Genomic DNA, 20,871 nt, shown 5'->3' on the forward strand with positions numbered 1-20,871 from the left:
CTTGTTTTACCTCGAGGCGCTCCCCGATATCAATGTCCCCTGGGCTGTTCTCACTGCGGCAGCAGCCACCATGAGGGACCGGGCCTCGAACGCCGTCAGCCTGTTTGACGCGGTCTCGGCCACGTGGGACGGACTGCAGCAGGCCTACCGGGAAACCTCCACCCAGGACAGGGTGTACTCCGCGTTGCTCGACCTTCGTGACCCGCTCATGGATTGGGCAATAGCACTCTCGGCGGGCTGCACTGTGCTCGAAGATTTCGCAGCGCAGGGACCGCCCCTGCAGCGGGAGGCCAACATCCTGGCCGGGGAAGGGGTCGGCCTGCGCACGTCAGCCGCGGCTGCTGACGCCTCCGGCGACGATGAGCTGCTCGCTGCCGCAGCCCGCGACGGGACCGCCTTCAACCTGCGCGTCCAGACGCTGCAGCAGAATTGGACGCGGCTGCTGGAAACCGTCAGCTCGGACCTGGCCGGCATATCCGGCGGCACCGGAGAAACCCTGCAGGTCATCGCCGCTCTCGGCGGGCCGGTGCTGCCCGCTCCGGACTGGGTTGGGCTGACCTCCACCCTCGATGACCTCGGGGAACTCGATCCGGAGGCCGTGGTCGACTCGATCCTCTCCCTCACCGACGACGAGCTTCGTGAGTGGTCCATGGTCAACCCGGAAGCGGCGCTGATCCTGGCGCGCAATAAACTTCCCCACACGCCCGCATCAAAGACCGCGGAATTCGTCATGGGTTTGGCCAGCGGCGGAGGCTATAAGCGGCCGCGGGGGAGCCTGGCCGCCGACCTGGCGCCGGAAGGGATCACCGTCATCCGAACGCAGTGGCTGACCCTGGATCCGCTCGAACAACGGAGGCTGCTGCTGCTGTATCCCTCCCTCTTCGGAAACATGAACGGCGTCCCCCTGGCCCAGCGGGCAGTGGCCAACATTGTCACCGTTGCCGGCTACCGGGAAGAAGTGGCCAGGCAGCTGGCGGGCATGGGTGGTGAACCTCAGAAGGAGAACTTCGCGCCGAACCCGGGCGAACAGGCCCTCTACTCCGCGGCGCGCTCCGTCTGGGATGAGCTCAACCGGAAGAAGGAGGGGCTGGACCACGCCGCCTTGGCCGGAGTCCAGGTAGTGATGGTGAGCTTGGACGGAGACGGCCGGGTTGTCACCATGAACGGAACACCCTCCCCCGCCACCAAAACCAGTACGATCCTGGTGCCCGGAACGGGCGCCGACTTGTCGAGTCTGGAAGACTACTCGCTGCGGCTCAACCAGCTGATGAAGGACAGCGGCCCCCAGGATCTCTCCTTCTACTGGCAGGGAACGGATCTGCCGGATGAGGTGAAGCACAACGCCTCCGCCCGGTACAACGAGGCAGGCGGCCCCCTGCTGGCGGGTTTCGACGCCGCCGTCGATCTCGAGCTGACCGCCGGCACTCGGACCACCAGCATCGGGTACAGCGCCGGAGCAGCACTCGTGGGGACCGGCGAACGGGAGGGCCTCGATTCCACGAACATCATCTATTTGGCGCCGTCCGGTGTCGGAAACGACGTCGGCAGCATCGGCGACACCCAGAACCGGGAAGCCCACCGGTTCTGGATCCAGGCCCGGGATGATCCCATCTCAACGGCTCTGCTCCTGAGCGGGGCGTCCCAGGGCGGCGACCCCGAACAGATGGATGTGACCCGGCTGGACTCCGGGTTCATCAATCATGATTCGGGCGGTGAGCTGGTCTCGGGCCATGAACAGTATTTCCATCCGCAGTCCACTGCCATGCAAAACATGTGGCAAGTCGTCTACGGCGGGAACGTTTACCCGTACGTTCCGGATGAAATGTACGTGGACGAGGGCGGCTTGTGGCCGTACAGTCCGTTGGAGAAGACGCCCGAGGACTATGCGGGAGACCGTATGCCCTCTGTTCCGATTGAAAGTACCGAACGATGATGCGGAATCCCCTTTCTGCGGCGCTGCCCCGGTTTGCCGCCCTGGCACTGCTGACTTTCGCCCTGGGAGGCTGCGCCTTGAACCCCTTTTCCGAAACCCCGGACCCGGCAGGCCGGCCGGCCGCTGACATCGTGCCGGAGCTGGAAGCTCTCTTCCCCGAACTCCTGGCAGAGGCAGGAGAAGGGTCACCGATCGAGGTCGCATCGCTCCGGGAAGCCTCCTGCCTCGACTCGGTGCAGGACGAGCATCCAAACGCGATGACGAGCGCGCAGGCCTGGGCACTGGGGCGGTATGCCGACCATGCACCGGCCCAGGCGGCAGTGGACGCCCTCGCCGCCCATCTGAGCGGGGAAGGGTGGGCACTGCAGGACGAGTTGCGGAAGGACGCGGACAGCAACGGCGATGTCCATGTCATCAACTACACGAAAAACGATTTGCGGGCGCTGGTGCGCTACCGGCATGCGGAACTCGACGGCCACCGGGTCGTTGATGTGATCATCAGCAGCCCGTGCGTGGAGAATCCGGTGGAGCACCGGATGATCCGCTCCAAGCTGGACCCTGATTACGGCGTCCACAGCAAGCACTACGATTACGAGGCCGAAGCCGCAGACCGATGAGCTCCGCGCAGGACGGCGTTCATCCCTGCGGCGGAGTTCCCGGAGCGCTCGGACTCCTAGACTGGCACCATGATCGATTCCCCGGCCTCCCACGCCGGCATCCGGAGCAGTTCCGGGGCCCGCCGCCGGCCGCGCCCAACTCCCCGGGTTCCCCGAGTTCCCCGGCTGCCCTGGCAAACCGGTGAGGACTGGGAGCGCCCAGGCCCGACGCGGGAGCAGCTGCGGCGGGATGTGCTCGGCGCCGCCCTCGTCTTACTGATCAGCGCCGTGGCGCTGGAGAGCAGCCGCGGCTTCGGTGCCATGAGCGGCGATGACCGCCCCTTCTGGGTGCAGCATCTGGTGATGGCGCTGATGGTGCTGCCGCTGGCAGTGAGGCGCCGTTTTCCGATCACCGTGCTGCTCGTGGCATCGGGCCTCTTCTTGGGCCTAAGCATGTACATGCCGGGCCTCGGCGCCCAGCTTGGCTTCCAGGCGGCCTACTTCGCCGCGATCTACGCCGCGGTGGCGTGGTCGCGGAACCGCCGCCTGCTGAACCTTGCCCTGGTGCTGGTGATAGCGGCGATGGCCCTGTGGCTGCTGCTTACCTTCACCGTCTCGCAGTCCTACGACGCCTTCCTTCAGGAAATCCAGGAGCAGAACGACAGCCACGACGGCCTGATGTCGCCGATGGTTTCGTATGCGGTCTACACCGTCCTGCTCAACGCCGCCTACTTCGGCGGGGCGATTCTGTTCGGCCGCACCTCCTGGCGCAGCGCCCTCCAGCGCGAGCAGCTCTCCCAGCAGGCCGAGCAGCTCAAGATCCAGTCCGCTGTGCTGGCCCACCAGGCCGTGGTCAACGAGCGGCTGCGGATCGCGAGGGAACTGCACGACGTCGTCGCGCACCACATCGCCGTGATCGGCGTCCACGCCGGGGCTGCGCGCCGGGTACTGGCGAAGAAGCCCGAAACCACTGCCGCAGCCCTGCAGACCATTGAGGAATCAAGCCGCGAGGCGGTGGATGAAATGCGTTCGCTGCTGGGGGTGCTGCGCGCATCCGACGAGGGGGAACCCGCGAACGACGGCGGCATCCACCGCCGGCCCGAGCCCGGCCTGGCGGAGCTGGACGGGCTGGTCGCCGAGCATCGCGCCAACGGGCTCAAAGTGTCCTTTTCCCGGGTCGAAGATCTTCCGGGCGCGCTGGACTCGGTGTCCGCCCCGCTGTCGCTGTCGATCTACCGCACGGTGCAGGAATCCCTGGCGAACGTGCGCCGGCATTCCACCGCCGGCGCCGCCGTCGTCGCCCTGCGCACCGGCTCGTCCGGCGACGCCCGCTGGCTGGAAGTGGAAACGGTCGACGACGGCAGGCCGCGTTCCGGTGCGGCCTCCGGCTCCGGCTTCGGGTTGCGGGGAATCCGGGAACGGGCAGCCCTGCACGGCGGAACCGCCGAAATCGGACCGCGGACCGGCGGCGGCTGGCGGGTGCGGGTCCGGGTTCCGATTCGCTGAACCCCGCTCCGGCCGCTTTAGCGGTACCGTAATTTCCGCAGGCGGTACAGCCCCTGCGGCCAGGGGGGCTTTCCCCGACGAAAGGGTGTGAACGCACGTTATGGAACCGATCCGGGTCCTGCTGGCGGATGATCAGGCGTTGGTGCGTGCGGGCTTCGCCATGATGCTTTCGGTGGAAGATGACGTCGAGGTTGTGGGGCAGGTGGCCAACGGCCGCGAGGCAGTGGACTTCGCCGCGGCCTACCCCGTGGACGTAATCCTGATGGATGTGCAGATGCCGGTGCTGGACGGAATCAGGGCCACTGAGGAGGTGGTGCAGGCCGGTCTGGCCAAGGTGATCATCCTGACCACGTTTGAACGCGACGACTACCTCTTTGATGCCATCCGCTCCGGTGCCAGCGGCTTCCTGCTGAAGAACGCCGACCCGGATGACCTGGTGGCGGCGGTGCACGCCGTGGCCAGCGGCCATGCCTTGCTTGCACCGGAAGTCACGGTCCGTGTCATCGAGCGGTTCGCCCGCCAGCTGGGGTCCGAACAGGCGCCCGCGGCCGCCGGGACACCGGCTCCCCTTTCCGCTCACCACCGCAAGCTCCTGGAATCCCTGACGTCCCGGGAGCGCGAAGTCCTGGTAAATGTGGCCGCCGGATGCAGCAACGCCGAGATCGCTTCCCGCATGTTCGTGGCCGAGGCAACGGTCAAGACGCATGTTTCCAACCTGCTCGCCAAAATCCAGGTCCGCGACCGGGTGCAGGCCGTGGTGTTCGCCTACGAATCCGGCCTCATCCTTCCGGGGGAGACCGCTGCTGAAATGCCCGGCGACCGGCACCGCTGACTCCAGGTCTTCACCCGTCCGGCCGATCCCAGCAGCCGCGGCCGGAACTAAAGTCGAGGGAGAAGTTACCCCTGACGACGCCCGGCCTGCCGGGAAAGGAGCAGCCCCCATGCTGCAGGTTCAAGACCTCACCCGGAAATTCGGGGACAAGACGGCGGTGGACAGCGTCACGTTCGACGTCCCGTCCGGCCAAATGACCGGATTTGTGGGCGGCAACGGCGCCGGAAAGACCACCACCATGCGCATGATCATGGGGGTGCTGACGGCCACCGGGGGCGAGGTGCTCCTCGACGGCTCCCCCGTGACCGCCGCTGACCGGTCCCGCTTCGGCTATATGCCCGAAGAACGGGGGCTCTATCCCAAGCAGCCCATCCTGGACCAGCTGGTCTACCTCGGCCAGCTCCACCGGATGAGCTCAGCTGCCGCCCGCACCGAAGCCATGGATCTGCTGGAACGGTTCACTCTGGCCGACAGGCACAAGGACAAGCTGGAGTCGCTGTCCCTGGGCAACCAGCAGCGGGTGCAGATCGCCGCGTCGCTGCTGCACCGGCCCAGCGTGCTGATCCTGGACGAGCCGTTCTCCGGGCTTGACCCTGCCGCGGTCGATTCCATGGTGGAGTTGCTGCGCGAGCGTACCCGCGAAGGTGTCCCCGTCCTGTTTTCCAGTCATCAGCTGGACCTCGTGGACCGGCTCTGCGACAACCTGGTGGTGCTCAAGGCCGGAAAGGTCATGGCCTCCGGATCCAGCGAGCAGCTGCGCGCCGAAGCGCCCCGCCGGCACCGCATCACCATTTCCCCGGATGCCGGTTGGCTGCGGGACGAGCCCGGCCTGGAGGTTATTGACGTAGCCGGACCCACGGCAGTGCTCGAGTTCGACGGCGACACCACCGCCCAGCGCGTGCTCGGCGCCGCCCTGGCCCGCGGCACGGTTGAAGAATTCACGCCGTTGAGGCCGTCACTCAGCGAAATTTACCGGGAGGTATCAGCATGAGCACCACCGAGACCCGCCGCCCTGATTCCTCGGCGCCTCAACGGCCGGAACCGGCGGAGGACAACACTCCCCCCTGGGCCATCGTCACCCTGCGCGAGGTTATGGTGAAGGCCCGCGACCGCAGCTACCTGATTTCCACTGTGGTCACCCTTGTGCTGATCGTGGGTGCCGTGGTGTTCAACGCCTACATGGCCAACCGCGGCACCGACTACACCGTGGCCGTGACCGCAGGGTCCGGAGCGTCGGTGGTGGACACCGCCGGCCAAAGTGCCTCCGCTGACGGCAGCACCGAATTTGAGGCGGTTACTGCCGACTCCCCCGAGGCTGCACGGAACCTGGTCAGCGACGGGGAGGCCGACGCCGCGCTGCTGCAGGACTCCGACGGCACCTGGACACTGGTGGGCGACGAGGAAATCGACAGCGGACTGCGCTCATCGGTCGCTGAAGCTCTGCGGATCACCGTTATTAATGACAACGCCGAAGCGGCTGGAATGACCGGCACGGAGCTGCTGGCCGGAAGCGAACTGGAGGACGAACTGCTGGACGGCGATGCCGACAACGCCCTGCTGGCCACCATCGTCGGCTTTGCCTTCAGCTTCCTGTTCTACATGTCGGCCATCATTTTCGGCATGGCCATCGCCAGCTCGGTCCTGGAGGAAAAGCAGAACCGGGTCGTGGAAATCCTCGCCACCGCCATTCCCATCCGGCAGCTGCTCTACGGCAAGGTGGCGGGCAATACCGTCCTGGCCATGGTCCAGCTGGCGCTGTACGGCGGGGCTGCCCTGCTGGCGCTGAACTTCACGGACACCGCGGACATGGTGGGAATGATCATTCCGGCCTCCGGCTGGTTCCTGGTGTTCTTCCTCGCCGGGTTCATGATCCTGGCATCCGCCTGGGCCATGCTGGGTGCCATGGCCAGCCGCAGCGAAGACCTGAACAACAGCTCCACACCGGTCCTCGGCGTCATCTTTGCGGCACTGTTTGCCGGCATGTTCGCCGAGGGACAGCTGCTGGTCATCGCCTCCTTCGTTCCGGTGGTTTCCTCCGTCGCCATGCCCATCCGGATGCTGAACAGCGAGATTCCGCTGTGGGAAACCTTCCTGTCCCTCGGCATTGCCCTGGCCGCGGCCTACGCCCTGCTGCGGTTCAGCGAAAACATCTACCGCCGCGCCGTCATGCAGAGCGGAGGCGCGCTGACCCTGCGCAAGGCCATGAAGCTGGAGTCCTAGATCGACCGCTGCATCAGGTTCGCCAAGGAGTTGAAGCGGTCGTTGGACGGCAGGTCATCGAGCAGGATGGCCTGCCCGTCCGGTCCGCACAGGGGGATGCGCCAGTTGGGATATTCGTCCCCCGTGCCGGGCTGGTTTTGGGTTTGCCGCTCCCCCACCGCGTCGGTCAGGGACACCCCGAGGAGCACCGACGGCGTCTGCAGGATAAAGGAATGCAGCGCCTCGACGGTCTGCTGTATCTTCTCGGCGCCGACGGCACCCGTATCCGCCAGCAGCCCCCGGGTGCGCACCAGGGACAGCAGGGCTTCCTGAGCCGCGGCGTCGAGCTCCCGCTCCTCCTCCACCGGGCGGCTCAGCAGGCCCAGGGACGCGCGGAGGTCCACGTGTTCCCCGGCCAGGTAGCCTGCGGCAGGCGGCAGGTCATGGGTGTTCACGGTGGTCAGTGCCCCCTGCCGGTACTCCTCCGGCAGGCGCGGACCGGTCTCCGTCTGTTCGAACCACAGGATGGACGTACCCAGCACGCCGCGCTCCCCGAGGTATTCCTGCACCCAGGGCTCGAACACCCCCAGGTCCTCGCCGATGACGACGGCGCCGGCGCGTTCGGCTTCGAGCGCCAGGATTCCGATCAGGGCTTCGTGGTCAAAGTGCACATAAGCGCCGTCGCCCGGAGAAGATCCGGACGGAATCCACCACTGCCGGAACAGTCCGAGGATGTGGTCGACGCGGATGCCGCCGGCATGCCGCAGCACCGTGCGCAGCATGTCCCGATACGGCAGGTAACCGGCGTCGGCCAGCCGCTGCGGATGCCACGGGGGCTGGCTCCAGTCCTGGCCCTGCTGGTTGAACATGTCCGGCGGTGCGCCCACGGACACGCCGGGCGCCAGGACCGGACGCAGCATCCAGGCGTCGGCTCCGGCCGGATGCACGCCAACGGCGAGGTCATGGACGACGCCGATGGCCATGCCGGCGCGGCGGGCAACTGACTGGACGTTTTCGAGCTGCTGATCGCAGATCCACTGCAGCCATTTGTAGAACTGTCCGCGGGCAGCAAGCTCGGCACCGTGTTCCTGCACGTAGGGGCTGTCGGGTCCGGTGATCCGCTCCCATTCCGGAGCTCCGGCCGGCAGCGTTTCCGTCAGCGCGCACCACAGGGCGAAGTTTTCCAACCCCTGGCCTTCCAGGGCACAGAACTGTTCAAACTGCTTTTCCCGGGCAAAACTGCGCGGCACCGCGAAAATGTCTTCCAGCGCTGCCAGCTTGGCCGCATAGGTGGAGTTCCGGTCCAGCTGCTCCGCCGACAGGTTCGCCGCGCCCAGGGTACGTGCCGCGTCCTCGACCTTTGCCCTGGCCTCGCCGGGAAGGTAGCCGTACTCCGGTATGTCTTCCACCCGGATATAGAGCGGATTGAAAAAGCGCCGCGTGGCCGGCAGATACGGTGACGGCTCCAGCGGCGGCACGGGTTCGGCGGCGTGCAGCGGGTTGATCAGGATGAACCCGGCACCATGGTCGGCTCCGGAGAGCGCGGCCAGATCCGCCAGGTCGTTGAGGTCGCCGATCCCCCAGGACCGGGAGGACCGCACCGAGTACAGCTGCGCCATCAGCCCCCAGGCGCGGCGGCGGGAGAGCTCCGCCGTCGTCGTCAGGCGTTCCGGCGTGACGACCAGGACAGTTTCGGCCTGACCGCCGCCGCCCTCAACCTCCAGTCGGTGCCACCCCAGCGGCAGGTCGTCGGGCAGCAGCACCATGGTGCGGACGATCCGGGTTCCGTCGACATCCAGTTCCTCGCTGGGAACCGCCGGCCACTCGATCTCCCGGCGGTTCCCGTCTTCCAACGTTATCCAGACGCGGTTTTCCTTCCGCGCGGGGGTGTGCACGGCGACGGAGTGGCTCCTGTGTTCGCGAACGACGACGGCGCCGGGCAGAGTCTGTCGCCACGGTGCCAGCCGCCCGCCAGCCAGGGACGCCGCCAACTCTTCCTCGGACTCCACTCCGACTCCAAGCGCGGAGAGCACCCTGCGCAGGGTTTCATCCGACACCTCGCGGGGCGTTCCGTCCCATCCCTTGAAGGTGGTGACAACGCGGTGCTGGGCTGCGAGCTCACGCAGCAGCGTGCTGCTTTCGGCCGGAAGGTCTGTGGAGTTCGGTGAAGTCATGACAATCAATCTAAGGCTTCGGATGCCCCGGCGCCCACTCCGGAGCCTCTGGCCGGGGTCAGCTCCGCTTTTCGGTGAGCCGCCAGACATCCTGATAATCCGGATGGTCCTGGTAGGCAGCAGCCATGGCCGCCAGCGCCAGGGTTGTCCATTCCAGCTCGTCCGCGAACTGCTTCCCCTGGCCGTCCGGATCCATGACCATCCGGGCGAGGGCGTTGCGTCTGGCACCGCCAATAATCTCGATCAGCATTAGCTTGGCCTCGCATTCGCGCAGCAGCCGCTCCTCATACCAGCGGTCGGAAGGGGAAACACCTCGGGCCGTCAGGAGCTTGCGGGACTCCGCGGCATCGTCCTGGAAGCGGGTCAGCAGGAAGTCCACGATATCCATGTCCTTGATCGTACGCGGTGGAAATCAGGGCGTCAGGGACACCGTTGAAAAAGCCCTCGCTGAGGACCGGAATAATTCTGCTGCCGGGTTAGTTGACATAACTAGTCAAGCGAAAGAGAGCCCGTGCCAGCTGTCAGCACGCCCAGCACACCCACACGTTCCAAGCCTGCCCGCGCCAAGCGGGTCCGAAACATCCGCGCCATCCGCCGCGGGGACCACATCGAGGTCCGCAGCGGAAGCGAAGTGTATTACCGCGGAGAAGTCCGCGACACCGCACCGGGTCTGGGCACCGTCTGGATCCGCGAGGACGACGCCGGAACCCGGACCGCCGTCAGCGTCGAGGATTTCACCATCTGGAAGATCCCTGCGTAACCGAAAGATTTCATCCTTCGGTTTCCCGGTGGAAATATTCCGTTAACGGAATCGGTCCACGCTTAAGTACTGCAATTCAAATCAGTGGAACTTTCCCCGCCTGCGTCCAGGAGGCTCCCGTGACACTGCCGCCAAATCACCGCCGCGTTCGGGTTCGGAATCTCAACGACCTTCAGCGGGGCGATGAAATTGAGGCCATGATCCTCAGCGTTGTCCACCACCGCGGCCGGGTGCAGGATGTCGCTCCGGGGATCGGCGCCGTCTGGATCCGCACCGCCGCCGGAAAGCGGGCGCTGGTCCATGCTGACGAGTACCGGCTCTGGCAGCTCCGGCCCGGCGAACACGGCTAGCGGTCCATCAAGGCTCCGGCGCTGATGTTCAAGGTAGCGGCTGTCATGCTGGCCGCCTTGTCCGAGGCCGCGAACGCTGCCGCATAACCCACCTCTTCCAGTGTTGCTGCCCGCCGCAGCAGCGTGGCTTCGACAATGCTGTTGGTTATATCCTCGCGGCCGTCCAGGTCCGCCGGCAGGGATTCCGGAATGCCGCCGCTGCGCAGCGTGACCACGCGGATGCCGTATTCACCGAGCTCGACGGCCAGTTGCCGCCGCATCGCCTCAATGGCTTCGAACGCAGTGATGAGCCCGCCGTAGTAGTTTCCCGGCGTCGTGTCGCCGGAGCCCCCGAACGCCAGGATCACGCCTGACCGCTGCCGCATCATATGCCTGGCGGCTGCCCTGGCTGTCAGGAACATGGACTGCACCGCGGTGGATACCGGGCGCAGATAATCCTCCACGTACATGTCCACCATCGGCGAACCCTGGACATCGCCGTGCTGGATCACGTTCATCGAGATGTCCAGGCTCCCGGAGGCTGCCGCCACATCCTTGGCATGCGCATCCACGGCCTGCGCGTTGGTGGCGTCCAGCAGCGCCGTCTCTGCCAGCCCGCCGTCGGCGCGGATCTCCCGTGCCACGGCCTCCAGCTTCTCCGGACTGCGGCCGGCCAGGTAGACACGGGCCCCCTCGCGGGCGAAGGCACGGGCCACCGCTCCCCCGACCGCTCCTCCTCCGCCGTAGATGACGGCGGTTTTCCTGTTGAGCAGCATGTGAGCCTCTTCGGTCCGCTGTGGCTGTGGCTGTGGCTGTGGCTGTGGCTGTGGCTGTGGCTGTCAATGATGGCACCGCCGGACCGGCTTGCACAGGGACCCGGACTGGAAGCCCGGGTCCCTGTGCCAGTTATTGGCGGCACTTATTGGCGGCAGTTTTGCGGCTGCGCCGGCGCTCTACCAGCGCACTTTTTTCTCCCTTCGGCCCTGCTTGCCGTTGGCATGCGTGGGTTTGTGGTCCTTGCCCAAGCTCTGCCATCCGGGCAGGGCGCTTTCTGCGGCCAAGGAGGCGGCGGTCCTTTCCGGACTCTCGCCGGTCAGCTTGGCCGCCGCCGCGGGAGCCATGTTCACCGTTGCCTCCAGCGGTGCCCCCGGTGCCGGCGCGGATAGGACCGGCACGGTCTGCGCCGGCGCGGTCAGAGGATTCGAGTGGTGTTTCTTGGACGTCATGGTGGTCTCCGGATCTTCAAGTAGGGGCCGGGAGCTTCGCTGGTATTGCGCAGGCGGGCAGGTCCTCACCGTTCCGGACAGGCAAGCCGCGGAAGACGCGGAGGCTGCAGCGGAACGGTCGGGGACGGAGCACGGCCACTGCTGCGCACACTGGACAAGCGCACCCGGCGATGGGTGGATGCTGTCTGCGAAATAGCGGGTGCGTGCGGCCGGGGGAAGCAGCAAATGACTCAGTTCAAACTGGCTGCTCCGGCGGCCCGGTCCGGGCACGGCCCTACTCGTAAATGAGTTCCATGGCCACACCGTAACAACAAAAGACGGCACCGGGATAGACCCGGTGCCGTCTCTTCCGGGACTTTTGCCCGACCTTAGGTCCTGCCCTAGATCAGGGCGTCAGACAGATGATTGGGCGTTCCGAAGCGGTGAGCGGTAATGCTGATGGCCTGCTCGTGGAGGAACGGCAGCAGCTCGACGCGGCCGGCCTCGGTGACCGGGTTCGCATAAACAGCCACGTCCGGCCGGCCTCCCAGGGCCCCCGCCAGTGCCAACGCGCCGGACCCGATGAGGCGGATGCGGGTGCCGTGGAGCGCGGGATCGAAACCGGCGGCAAAGGCCAGCCACGCGGCGTCGTTTTCCTCCGCCACCGATATCCCGTGTTCGGTCAGCAGCGCACGGACGGCCAGCGGCAGTTCCACGCCGGTGGACACGCGCAGCGCGGAACCGGCCAGCAGTCCTGCGGCCACAACCCGCAGCAGGGCGGAGAGCGGCTGATCTTCGGACAGCCGGACGGTCACGGGCAGCGGCCGGTAACGGAAGACGTTGCGTTCGGCGCTCAGCGCGGAGACATCCTTGGCAGTGCCGAATTCCTCGGCCCATGCTGCCGCGTCGCTGCTCAGTGCCCGGTGCAGGAAGTCGGTGTCGGCAGCAAAACTGCCGGAAACAGCCGCGGCCAGGATCTTGGCGGCTCCCTGATGACGGACGGGGGCACCGGCGCCGGTGGCGGGGGCGGGTTCCCACTGGCCCAGGCCCATCAGGTAGTTCGGGCCGCCGGCCTTGGTGCCCGCGCCCACCGCTGACTTCTTCCAGCCACCGAAGGGCTGGCGCTGCACAATCGCGCCGGTGATGCCGCGGTTGATGTAAAGGTTGCCGGCGGAAACGCTGTCCAGCCAGACGTCCATTTCAGCGGAGTCCAGGGAGTGCAGCCCCGAGGTGAGGCCGTACTCGATCTGGTTCTGCAGGGCGATGGCCTCCTCGAGCGTGGCTGCGGTCATCACGCCGAGGATCGGACCGAAGTACTCGGTGAGGTGGAACTCGGAGCCGGCGCGCACGCCGGTGCGCACCCCCGGGCTCCACAGCCGGCCGCTGTCATCAAGCTGCTTCGGTTCGATCAGCCAGGACTCGCCCTCGCCCAGGACCGTGAGGCCGCGCAGCAGCTTGCCGGCGGCCGGCTCGATGACCGGACCCATCTGCGTCACGGCGTCCACCGGATAGCCGACCTTCAGGGACTGCACGGCGTCGACCAGCTGGTTGCGGAAGCGCGGGGACCGGGCCACCGAGCCGACGAGGATCACCAGCGAGGCCGCGGAGCACTTCTGGCCCGCATGCCCGAAGGCGGAGGCGACGACGTCGCGGGCGGCCAGGTCGAAGTCGGCGCTGGGCGTGACGATGATGGCGTTCTTGCCGGAGGTCTCGGCCAGCAGCGGCAAATCGGCGCGGAACGAACGGAAAAGTTCGGCCGTTTCGTAACCGCCGGTGAGGATCACCCGGTCCACTGACGGATGGGCGACCAGCTGGCGGCCGAGTTCGCGCTCGCCCAGCTGCACCAGCTGCAGGACGTCGCGGGGAACACCGGCTGCCCAGAGGGCCTCCACCATGACCGCGCCGCTGCGGGCTGACTGCCGCGCCGGCTTGATGATGACGGCGGAGCCGGCGGCCAGGGCCGCCAGGGTCGAGCCGGCGGGAATGGCGACCGGGAAGTTCCACGGCGGTGTGACCACGGTCAGGCGTGCGGGAATGAACCGGGCGCCGTCGACGGTTTCCAGGTCCTTGGCGCGCTCGGCGTAGTAGTGCGCGAAGTCGATGGCTTCGGAAACTTCGGGATCCGACTGGTCCAGCGTCTTGCCGGTCTCGGCGGCCATGACTTCCATCAGGTCCGCGCGGCGGTCCTCCAGAGCGGCTCCGGCGCAGTGCAGGATCTCGGCGCGTTCGGTTCCGCTGAGGGCTGCCCAGCCCTTCGCGGAATCGACGCCGGTGGAAATGACGGCGGTCAGTGCCGCTTCGTCGGTTATCTGCGCGTCGGCGACGGCGGCCACGCCGAGGACGGAATCCTCGATGCGCTCCAGAATGGCCCCGCCCCACGCCTGGTTGGCCGGCAGGGCCGGATCAGTATCGGGGGTGTTGGAAAAGTCAGTGTTCGCGGCGTCGGCGCCGCGCGAATCTGCCGGGCGCGGCTGGCTGCGGTCCTGGACCCGGTTGGAGGCGGGAACGGCATCATCGAGGTCCGCCAGGGAGGTGAGGAAGCGCAGCTTCTCGCGTTCGAACAGCGCCTCGTTTTCGCTGAGCTCAAAGACTGCGGACATGAAGTTCTCGGAGCTGGCGCCCTCTTCCAGGCGCCGGATCAGGTAGGCGATGGCGACGTCGAACTCCGCCGGGTGCACCACCGGGGTGTACAGCAGCAGCGATCCGACGTCGCGCTTGACGACCTCGGCCTGGCCGGTGGCCATGCCCAGCAGCATCTCGAATTCGATGCCGTCGGCGACTCCGCGCTGCTGGGCCAGCAGCCAGGCGAACGCGACGTCGAAGAGGTTGTGGCCGGCCACGCCGACGCGGACGTTGGCGACGCGCTCGGGCTGCAGCGCGTAGTTAATGACCCGCTTGTAGTTGGTGTCGGTCTCCGCCTTGGTGCCGCAGGTGGCCAGCGGCCACCCGTGCAGGGATGCCTCCACCTGTTCCATGGGCAGGTTGGCGCCCTTGACGACGCGCACCTTGATGGCGGCACCGCCGTCGGCCCGGCGTGCGGCGGCGAACTCCTGCAGCCGCATCATGGCCGACAGGGCGTCGGGGAGGTACGCCTGCAGGACGATGCCGGCTTCCAGATCCTTGAACTCGGGCATGGACAGCAACCTGGTGAAGACCGCCATGGTCATCTCCAGGTCCTTGTACTCCTCCATATCCAGGTTGATGAACTTCTTCCGGGCAAAGGAGGCGGCCTGGCGGTAGAGCGGAGTCAGGCTTTCCACCACGTGCTCGACGGCTTCGTCGAACGCCCAGTGCGAGTGCGGGGACACGGTGGAGGACACCTTGATGGAGACGTACTCGACGTCGTCCCGGGCCAGGAGGTCATGGGTGCCCTTGAGGCGGCGTCCGGCCTCGCGTTCGCCCAGCACGGCCTCGCCGAGCAGGTTCATGTTCAGCCGGACGTCGTCCTTCCGGATGTCGGTGATGGCCTTGCCCAGCCGGGCATCGGTGGCATCGACGATCAGGTGGCCCACCATGCGGCGCAGCACCTTGCGGGCCACGGGGATGACAACCTGGGGCAGCACGGGGGCCATGACGCCGCCGAGGCGAACTGCCGAGCGCATGTACCAGGGCAGGAAGCCGGGCACCCGGGGCGCCAGGGCAGCAAGGTTCCGACCGGCAACCCGCAGGTCCTCGGGACGGATCACGCCGTCGACAAATCCCACGGTGAAATCCAGTCCGGACGGGTCCTTCAAGACTCCGGCGAGCTGGGCTGCCGAGGCGTCCACCGGCACACTTGCGGCTTCGGCCAGCCAGCGGCGGACGAGGGCAACTGCTTCACCGGCCAGGGCCTGGGGTGCGTCCGGACCGGCGGTGGTTTCGGTGACGATGTTGCTCATGGCGGCCAGCTCTTTTCAACGTGCGACTGATTGATTCTTCTCCAAGTATCCGCGCTAATTTGCGTAAGGCAAAGGTTAGTTTTCTTACGCATATAAGTTAGATTTACTAATGATTTGGTTTATCGGAAAAACATCGGAGGAAGCCCTTGCTGGATGTGCGCCGGCTGAACCTCCTGTGGGAGGTTAAGGTGCGAGGGACGCTGGCCGCCGTGGCGGAGGCGCTGTCCCTGAGCCCCTCCGCCGTCTCCCAGCAGCTGGCCCTGCTGGAGAAGGACGTCGGCGTGCAGCTGCTGCGAAAAACCGGACGCGGAGTGCAACTGACCCCGCAGGCGGAAATCCTGGTCAGCCACACCTCAGACATCCTGGAGTCGCTGGAACGGGCCGAAGCGGACCTGGCGTCGTCCCTGACCACCGTCACCGGGCGCATCCGGGTGGCGGTCTTCCAGTCAGCGGCCCTGGCCCTCATGCCGGGAGCCCTGTCCATCCTGCGGCAGGAGCATCCGGAGCTGCGGGTGGAAATGGTGCAGCGCGAGCCGGAGACGGCACTGTACGAAACCTGGGCGCGGGACTTCGACGTGGTGATTGCGGAGCAATACCCCGGGCATGCCGCCGTGCGGCATCCGGAGCTGGACCGCGTGCATCTGACCTCGGATGCCATTCGGCTCGCCGCACCCCATGCGGGCTTTCCGCCGGTGCAGACGCTGGCCGACACCGCGGAGCTGCCGTGGGTGATGGAGCCGCGGGGTGCTGCTTCGCGCCATTGGGCGGAGCAGGCGTGCCGGCGGGCGGGTTTCGAACCGGATGTCCGCTACGAAACCGCCGACCTGCAGGCCCAGATCCGCCTGATCGAGTCCGGCAACGCCGTGGCCCTGATGCCTGACCTCGTCTGGACCGGACGGGAGCCGAGCGTGCAGCTCCTGGAGCTTGACGGCAAGCCGCGGCGCAGCATCTTCACCTCCGCACGGCGGGCCGGCAGCCGGCGCCCGGCCATCCTGGCCTGCCGGGAGGTGCTGGAGCGGACCGCGCGGCAGGTGGCGGTTCAGCACCCGGCGCCCGACCAGCGGGGCCGTCCTTAACGGACAGCAGCTCCGGCCGAAGCCGGAGCTGCTGTCCGTGAATCATTTCCCCATCAGGCGTGCCCGGAACTAGTGTCCGGAGCCGGATCCGCCTGACTTGTCGGTTCCCGACTTGCCGGACCGGCGCGGTGAGCCGTCCACATCGGTGTCGATCTGCTCCTTGCTCACTTCTTCAGTCACGCTTTCGGTGTCGGTGACCGTCTCGGTGTCGAGCCGGACCCGCTCCACCGGAACGGTCTTCTTGCTGACCACCGGCTCCTCGGCGTGCAGCGTCACCTCGTGCTCTTCTTCGCTGAGCTCCGGGCCCGACGTGGCGGCGTCGATGTTCGCATCAGTGATCGGCTCGCGCTCGACGCGGACCTCTTCGTGGCTGACCGGAACCTGGGTGGTCACGGTTTCGGTGACGACGTATTTCCGCAGCCGCGCCTTGCCGGTCTGCCGGCTCTGGGTTCCAACGTCGAGCCGTTCTTCCGAACGGGTCATGGCGTCGTCGGTGGTGGGACCGGAGGTGTCGTGGCCCACGGTTCCGGAGGAGTCCCCCGCACCGGAGCGCGTGAAGTCCTCGTCGATGCCGGTGCCGGACCGGCTGTCGGTCATGGTGCCCGTGCCGGCGCCCATTGAGCTGCTGTCGGACGAGCCGTCGTCGTAGGTGAATCCGTAGTAGCGGTAGAGCGTCACTTCCTCCTCCGGCGAGATGGATCCGTCGGATTCCACCTGCGGAGAGTTCTTGACCTCGTCCTTGGAATACGGCACCAGCACGTCCACGCCTTCAACGGTTGCCTCGCTAAGCGGAACAAAGGACTCGTTGGTGCCGAAAAGGCCGGTGTTGACCGTCACCCAGGCGGGTTCGTTGGTCTGATCATCCAAGTAAAACGTTCCAACCGCGCCAATTTTGTCGCCGTTGGGACCCAGTACGTTACCTGAACCGGCCATGAGGCCTTCGACTTGCTGATTGCTGATCATGCTGTTCTCCTTCAGCTGCGAACCTTCACCGTTGTCCGGTGCTTATTCACGTTGGGCCGGAGTATGCCGGATGCATCGAAGGACGAACGGCGGAGGAATGATGAGCCGATCGGCCGGTGACGGCGCACGCCAAACTCCGGATGAGCCTTTGTGAGGGCCCTTTTGGCGACCCGGCCTGGAATCCCAAGCCTACTTACTATTCCAACGCAACAGCTTCAGAGCGTCAATAGGTAGTGTTCCGCTTCCCCTATTTGGTATCGGCCAAGAGCTCCCGGACTGAACGGCGCAGCACCTTGCCCAGCAGGGACTTCGGCAGTTCCTCGACGGCAACGATGCGGCGCGGCACCTTGTAGGGTGTCAGCCGCTCGCGGCACCAGGCCCGGAGCGCGGCTTCGTCCAGTTTCGTTCCGGCCTGCAGCACGACGGCGGCCACCACCTGCTCGCCGCCGTCGGCCCGGGGAAGCCCCACTACGGCAACGTCGGCAATGTCCTGGTTGCTGCGCAGCACCTCTTCGACCTCGCTGGGAGAGACGTTGAAGCCGCCGGTGATGATCAATTCCTTGCGGCGGTCCACCACCTTCACGAACCCGTCCTCGTCCACCGTGACGATGTCGCCGGTGCGGAGCCAGCCGCCCTCGAGCAGCACCTCCTCGGTGTCCTCGGTGTTGTTCCAATAGCCGGCAAACACCTGCGGCCCGCGGATCAAGAGCTCACCGGGAGCGCCGGCGGGAACATCGTTTTCCGGATGCTCCGGATCCGCCACGCGCATTTCGGTGCTCGGGAAGGGAACCCCGATGGTGCCGTTGCGGCGGGATTCGGCAAACGGGTTGCCCAGCGCCACCGGCGAGGACTCGGTGAGCCCGTAGCCTTCCACCAGCAGCCCGCCCGAGACTTCTTCCCACAGTTTCACCGTGGTTGCCGGCAGCGTCATTGCTCCGGAGATGGCAAAGCGGATGGTGGACAGGTCAATGCCGCGCTTTTTGGACTCCAACGCCACCTTTTCGTAGATCGGCGGGACCGCGCAGAAGACCGTGGGCCTGGACTTCTTCGCGGCTGCCAGCACCAGGTCCACGTCAAACTTGGGGAAGAGCACCAGCCGGGAACCGGTCAGCATGGCGAACGTCAGGTACAGGGTCAGGCCGAAGGCGTGGAACATCGGCAGCACGCCGTAAATGGTCTCCTTGCCCTCCTCGGCTCCGTGCATCCAAGCCTGGCCCTGGAGGGCATTGGACCGCAGGTTGAAGTGCGTGAGCATCACGCCCTTGGGAATGCCGGTGGTGCCCGAGGTGTACTGCAGCGCCGCCAGGTCCTGCACGGACGGCCGCGGATGGGCGGCGTCGATCGGGGGTGTGCTCAGCAGCTTTTCCCAGGACATGGTGTTCTCGGTCTTAGCCGTCAGCCCGGCGCGGGTGCGGCGCAGGGAGGGCACCGGCAGCCGCAGGGCCAAACGCTTGAGCCGCGGCATGGCCTTGGTGATGTCCACGGCGATCACGGTCTTCACAGCGATGTCACCGGGGAAACCCTGGATCTTTTCCACGGCCTTGTCCCAGACGATCGCCACCTGCGCTCCGTGGTTTTCGAACTGGTGGCGCAGTTCCCGCTCCGTGTACAGCGGGTTGTGGCCGACGACGACGGCGCCCAGGCGCAGCACGGCGTAGAACGCGATGAGGTACTGAGGGCAGTTCGGCAGGACGATGGCCACCCGGTGCCCGCGGCTCACACCCAGCTTCCGCAGGCCTTCCGCCGCGCGGTTGATCTGGTCACCCAGCTCGGCGTACGTCGTCTCAGCGCCAAAGAACTCCAGCGCCACCTTGGGCCCGAAGCGGACGACGGCGTCCTCCACCATGGCTGTCAGGGACTCGGTGGGCAACTTGATGTTTGCCGGAACGCCGGGCTGGTAGTTCTTGACCCACGTCGGTTCCTGGGCAGCAGTCATGAGCGGAAGCTCCTTCGGTTTGGCTAATTCCGACTATAGCGACGCGCCGCTCCGAGGGATAAATTACTTGTCGGAAGGCACGGCGCCGAGCCCGGCCAGATACTGCGCCAGGGCCCGCGGCGCCGAGCGCGGAGCGGTCGCTTCGACCACCGCGTTGTAGTTGGTGTTGGTGTTCACGTCATAGGTGAGGATCCGGCCGTCGGCGGTTTCCATGAACTCGATGCCGCAAACCTCCAGCCCGGTGCGCCGGGCGAAGTCGAGGTACCGGCCGACGATGGGGTGGTCGAATCCTTCCCGCAGGCTGAAGAGCTGGGTGTCGGCATCCGGGGCAATGGTGGCTCCGGGCGGCATGATGGGTTTGCCGGTGGAGGGATCGATCGCGCAGGCGTCCGCCGGGCAGAGCTGGAATCCGCCCCGGGCAGTGTCCGCGGTGATGGCGTAGATGAATTCACCGCCGACGATCTCCACCCGGGTGATGGTGGGTTCGGCGGCAACAATGAACTCCTGGATGAGGGTAATGCCGTCTGCGGGTTCCTCGAACTCCGGGCCGGCCACGTAGTCCGCCAGCTCTCCGTGGGATTCGAATTTCCGCACCCCCAGGCCCTTGCCGCCCTGGTTGTGCTTCGTGATGAAGGGGGCGGAGAACTCCTTCGCCGCAGCCAGGATCTGGTGGCGGCCGACGGCGGCAACGGTGCGCGGCGTGTCGATCCCGGCGGCGCGGAGCGCGGTGAGCTGGTCGACCTTGCTCATTTCCAGTTCCAGGATCCGCCGGCCGTTGACCGTCCGCCGGCCGTGCGCCTCAAGCCAGGACAACACCGACCGGGCGTAGTCCTTGGACAGGGTGTGGCCGCGGGTGGCGGAGGACGCGCTGATGCGGGACCAGAAGATGCCTTCCGGCGGCACCGAGTCCAGGTCCAGGACGCCGTCGGTCAGCAGCCATTCCTCCACCTCCAGGCCTTCGGCTTCAAAGGCGCGGGCAAACGGGGGAAACCACTCGGGGTTCTCGTGCAGGGCATAGATCTTGGGGCGGGCGGAGCTCATGAAGGTGCCTTTCGCTGGTTTCAGGTCTAGCGGTCGATGTAAATGCCATTGCCCGGGCCCAGCGGCAGGTCGAACACGAAGAACACCGTCAGCACAGCCACCCAGGCCAGCCAGAAGAGCACGGTGAAGGGCAGCATCCTTGCGATGACCGTGCCCAGTCCGGCCTGCGGCTCATACTTGCGCAGCATGGTGAGGAGCACAATCATGTACGGGTTCAGCGGGGTCAGGATCTGTGTGGCGGAGTCCCCCACCCGGAAGGCGCCCTGAATGAACGCGGGTTCAAACCACCTTGGCCTCCACCACGGCTGCCAGAGCCGCGGCTGCTCCGGCAAAAGGCGACTCAGGTGTCGATGCCGTCTGCATCCGGCGACCCGTTTCGGCGTCGAGCTGGTTCAGGTAAGCGGTGCTGGGGACTGTGATGCGCGTCATGGGCCCCCACACTA

At 66.5% G+C, this 20,871-nt stretch carries 18 protein-coding genes and 1 pseudogene; 9 read left to right on the forward strand and 10 right to left on the reverse strand.

Features of this window, described 5'->3' with window-relative positions; genetic code table 11:
- Position 1: 1 nt before the first annotated feature.
- The 6 genes from QNN99_RS09490 (at position 2) to QNN99_RS09515 (ending at position 7,087) form a co-directional block, all read left to right on the forward strand.
- The gene (locus QNN99_RS09490; RefSeq protein WP_229966211.1) at positions 2–1,933 is read left to right on the forward strand and encodes a hypothetical protein; all 1,932 of its coding nucleotides are present in this window, start codon (positions 2–4) and stop codon (positions 1,931–1,933) included.
- The gene (locus tag QNN99_RS09495; protein ID WP_229966212.1) at positions 1,933–2,550 is read left to right on the forward strand and encodes a hypothetical protein; all 618 of its coding nucleotides are present in this window, start codon (positions 1,933–1,935) and stop codon (positions 2,548–2,550) included. The genes QNN99_RS09490 and QNN99_RS09495 overlap by 1 nt, the downstream gene beginning before the upstream one ends.
- A gap of 69 nt (positions 2,551–2,619) precedes the next feature.
- Positions 2,620–4,035 carry a sensor histidine kinase gene (locus QNN99_RS09500; protein ID WP_229966213.1) on the forward strand — a complete coding sequence of 472 codons (1,416 nt, stop codon included), beginning with the start codon at positions 2,620–2,622 and terminating at the stop codon, positions 4,033–4,035.
- A gap of 100 nt (positions 4,036–4,135) precedes the next feature.
- Positions 4,136–4,867, forward strand: coding sequence for a response regulator transcription factor (locus QNN99_RS09505; protein ID WP_229966214.1), 732 nt, complete (start codon positions 4,136–4,138; stop codon positions 4,865–4,867).
- A 109-nt stretch (positions 4,868–4,976) separates the two neighbouring features.
- Positions 4,977–5,858, forward strand: coding sequence for an ABC transporter ATP-binding protein (locus QNN99_RS09510; protein WP_229966215.1), 882 nt, complete (start codon positions 4,977–4,979; stop codon positions 5,856–5,858).
- A complete protein-coding gene (locus tag QNN99_RS09515; protein ID WP_229966216.1) occupies positions 5,855–7,087 on the forward strand; it encodes an ABC transporter permease in 1,233 nt (410 codons plus the stop codon). Before QNN99_RS09510 ends, QNN99_RS09515 begins: the two co-directional genes overlap by 4 nt.
- Here the strand turns inward: QNN99_RS09515 and malQ are convergent.
- Both malQ and QNN99_RS09525 read right to left on the reverse strand, forming a co-directional pair.
- Positions 7,084–9,240, reverse strand: coding sequence for a 4-alpha-glucanotransferase (gene malQ, locus QNN99_RS09520; RefSeq protein WP_229966217.1), 2,157 nt, complete (start codon positions 9,238–9,240; stop codon positions 7,084–7,086). The genes QNN99_RS09515 and malQ overlap by 4 nt on opposite strands.
- A 58-nt stretch (positions 9,241–9,298) precedes the next feature.
- The gene (locus tag QNN99_RS09525) at positions 9,299–9,628 is read right to left on the reverse strand and encodes a DUF6221 family protein (protein WP_229966218.1); all 330 of its coding nucleotides are present in this window, start codon (positions 9,626–9,628) and stop codon (positions 9,299–9,301) included.
- Positions 9,629–9,751: 123 nt separating this feature from the next.
- Between QNN99_RS09525 and QNN99_RS09530 the strand changes: the two genes are divergently transcribed.
- Together QNN99_RS09530 and QNN99_RS09535 are read left to right on the forward strand one after the other, a co-directional pair.
- Entirely contained in the window at positions 9,752–10,000 is a 249-nt protein-coding gene (locus QNN99_RS09530; protein WP_229966219.1) for a hypothetical protein, read from the forward strand.
- A gap of 119 nt (positions 10,001–10,119) precedes the next feature.
- Positions 10,120–10,350, forward strand: coding sequence for a hypothetical protein (locus QNN99_RS09535; protein WP_229966220.1), 231 nt, complete (start codon positions 10,120–10,122; stop codon positions 10,348–10,350).
- On the opposite strand, the gene QNN99_RS09540 is transcribed toward QNN99_RS09535, so the two are convergent.
- The 3 genes from QNN99_RS09540 to QNN99_RS09550 form a co-directional block, all read right to left on the reverse strand.
- On the reverse strand, positions 10,347–11,105 hold the full coding sequence (locus tag QNN99_RS09540) for an SDR family NAD(P)-dependent oxidoreductase (protein WP_229966221.1): 759 nt from the start codon (positions 11,103–11,105) through the stop codon (positions 10,347–10,349). The two genes, QNN99_RS09535 and QNN99_RS09540, sit on opposite strands and share 4 nt — an antisense overlap.
- A 177-nt stretch (positions 11,106–11,282) precedes the next feature.
- A complete protein-coding gene (locus QNN99_RS09545) occupies positions 11,283–11,555 on the reverse strand; it encodes a hypothetical protein (protein ID WP_229966222.1) in 273 nt (90 codons plus the stop codon).
- A gap of 380 nt (positions 11,556–11,935) precedes the next feature.
- Entirely contained in the window at positions 11,936–15,412 is a 3,477-nt protein-coding gene (locus QNN99_RS09550; protein ID WP_229966223.1) for a bifunctional proline dehydrogenase/L-glutamate gamma-semialdehyde dehydrogenase, read from the reverse strand.
- A 146-nt stretch (positions 15,413–15,558) separates the two neighbouring features.
- Here QNN99_RS09550 and QNN99_RS09555 point away from each other — a divergent pair, with 146 nt between their 5' ends.
- Positions 15,559–16,488 carry a LysR substrate-binding domain-containing protein gene (locus tag QNN99_RS09555; protein WP_229966224.1) on the forward strand — a complete coding sequence of 310 codons (930 nt, stop codon included), beginning with the start codon at positions 15,559–15,561 and terminating at the stop codon, positions 16,486–16,488.
- 69 nt (positions 16,489–16,557) lie between these two features.
- On the opposite strand, the gene QNN99_RS09560 is transcribed toward QNN99_RS09555, so the two are convergent.
- From QNN99_RS09560 to QNN99_RS09580, 5 genes and pseudogenes are all read right to left on the reverse strand, one after another.
- The gene (locus tag QNN99_RS09560) at positions 16,558–17,451 is read right to left on the reverse strand and encodes a YsnF/AvaK domain-containing protein (RefSeq protein WP_229966225.1); all 894 of its coding nucleotides are present in this window, start codon (positions 17,449–17,451) and stop codon (positions 16,558–16,560) included.
- A 247-nt stretch (positions 17,452–17,698) separates the two neighbouring features.
- Positions 17,699–19,387, reverse strand: a complete 1,689-nt coding sequence (locus tag QNN99_RS09565) for a long-chain-fatty-acid--CoA ligase (RefSeq protein WP_229966226.1) — start codon at positions 19,385–19,387, stop codon at positions 17,699–17,701.
- A gap of 63 nt (positions 19,388–19,450) precedes the next feature.
- Positions 19,451–20,428: an ATP-grasp domain-containing protein gene (locus QNN99_RS09570; protein WP_229966227.1), complete on the reverse strand. Its 978-nt coding sequence runs from the start codon at positions 20,426–20,428 to the stop codon at positions 19,451–19,453.
- Between the two features lie 26 nt (positions 20,429–20,454).
- A pseudogene (locus QNN99_RS09575) lies at positions 20,455–20,712 on the reverse strand (AbgT family transporter); the annotation flags it as partial.
- Complete coding sequence (locus QNN99_RS09580) at positions 20,708–20,857, reverse strand: hypothetical protein (RefSeq protein ID WP_229966228.1); 150 nt, start codon at positions 20,855–20,857, stop codon at positions 20,708–20,710. The gene QNN99_RS09580 and the pseudogene QNN99_RS09575, both read right to left, overlap by 5 nt.
- Positions 20,858–20,871 lie beyond the last annotated feature (14 nt).

This window comes from Arthrobacter sp. zg.Y820 (assembly GCF_030125555.1).
GTDB lineage: Bacteria > Actinomycetota > Actinomycetes > Actinomycetales > Micrococcaceae > Arthrobacter_B.

Coding starts and splice junctions, on each gene's coding strand:
- QNN99_RS09495 (WP_229966212.1), top strand. CDS start 1,933: ATGCGGAATCCCCTTTCTGCGGCGCTGCCCCGGTTTGCCGCCCTGGCA.
- QNN99_RS09500 (WP_229966213.1), top strand. CDS start 2,620: ATGATCGATTCCCCGGCCTCCCACGCCGGCATCCGGAGCAGTTCCGGG.
- QNN99_RS09505 (WP_229966214.1), top strand. CDS start 4,136: ATGGAACCGATCCGGGTCCTGCTGGCGGATGATCAGGCGTTGGTGCGT.
- QNN99_RS09510 (WP_229966215.1), top strand. CDS start 4,977: ATGCTGCAGGTTCAAGACCTCACCCGGAAATTCGGGGACAAGACGGCG.
- QNN99_RS09515 (WP_229966216.1), top strand. CDS start 5,855: ATGAGCACCACCGAGACCCGCCGCCCTGATTCCTCGGCGCCTCAACGG.
- malQ (WP_229966217.1), bottom strand. CDS start 9,240: ATGACTTCACCGAACTCCACAGACCTTCCGGCCGAAAGCAGCACGCTG.
- QNN99_RS09525 (WP_229966218.1), bottom strand. CDS start 9,628: ATGGATATCGTGGACTTCCTGCTGACCCGCTTCCAGGACGATGCCGCG.
- QNN99_RS09540 (WP_229966221.1), bottom strand. CDS start 11,105: ATGCTGCTCAACAGGAAAACCGCCGTCATCTACGGCGGAGGAGGAGCG.
- QNN99_RS09545 (WP_229966222.1), bottom strand. CDS start 11,555: ATGACGTCCAAGAAACACCACTCGAATCCTCTGACCGCGCCGGCGCAG.
- QNN99_RS09550 (WP_229966223.1), bottom strand. CDS start 15,412: ATGAGCAACATCGTCACCGAAACCACCGCCGGTCCGGACGCACCCCAG.
- QNN99_RS09560 (WP_229966225.1), bottom strand. CDS start 17,451: ATGATCAGCAATCAGCAAGTCGAAGGCCTCATGGCCGGTTCAGGTAAC.
- QNN99_RS09565 (WP_229966226.1), bottom strand. CDS start 19,387: ATGACTGCTGCCCAGGAACCGACGTGGGTCAAGAACTACCAGCCCGGC.
- QNN99_RS09570 (WP_229966227.1), bottom strand. CDS start 20,428: ATGAGCTCCGCCCGCCCCAAGATCTATGCCCTGCACGAGAACCCCGAG.
- QNN99_RS09580 (WP_229966228.1), bottom strand. CDS start 20,857: ATGACGCGCATCACAGTCCCCAGCACCGCTTACCTGAACCAGCTCGAC.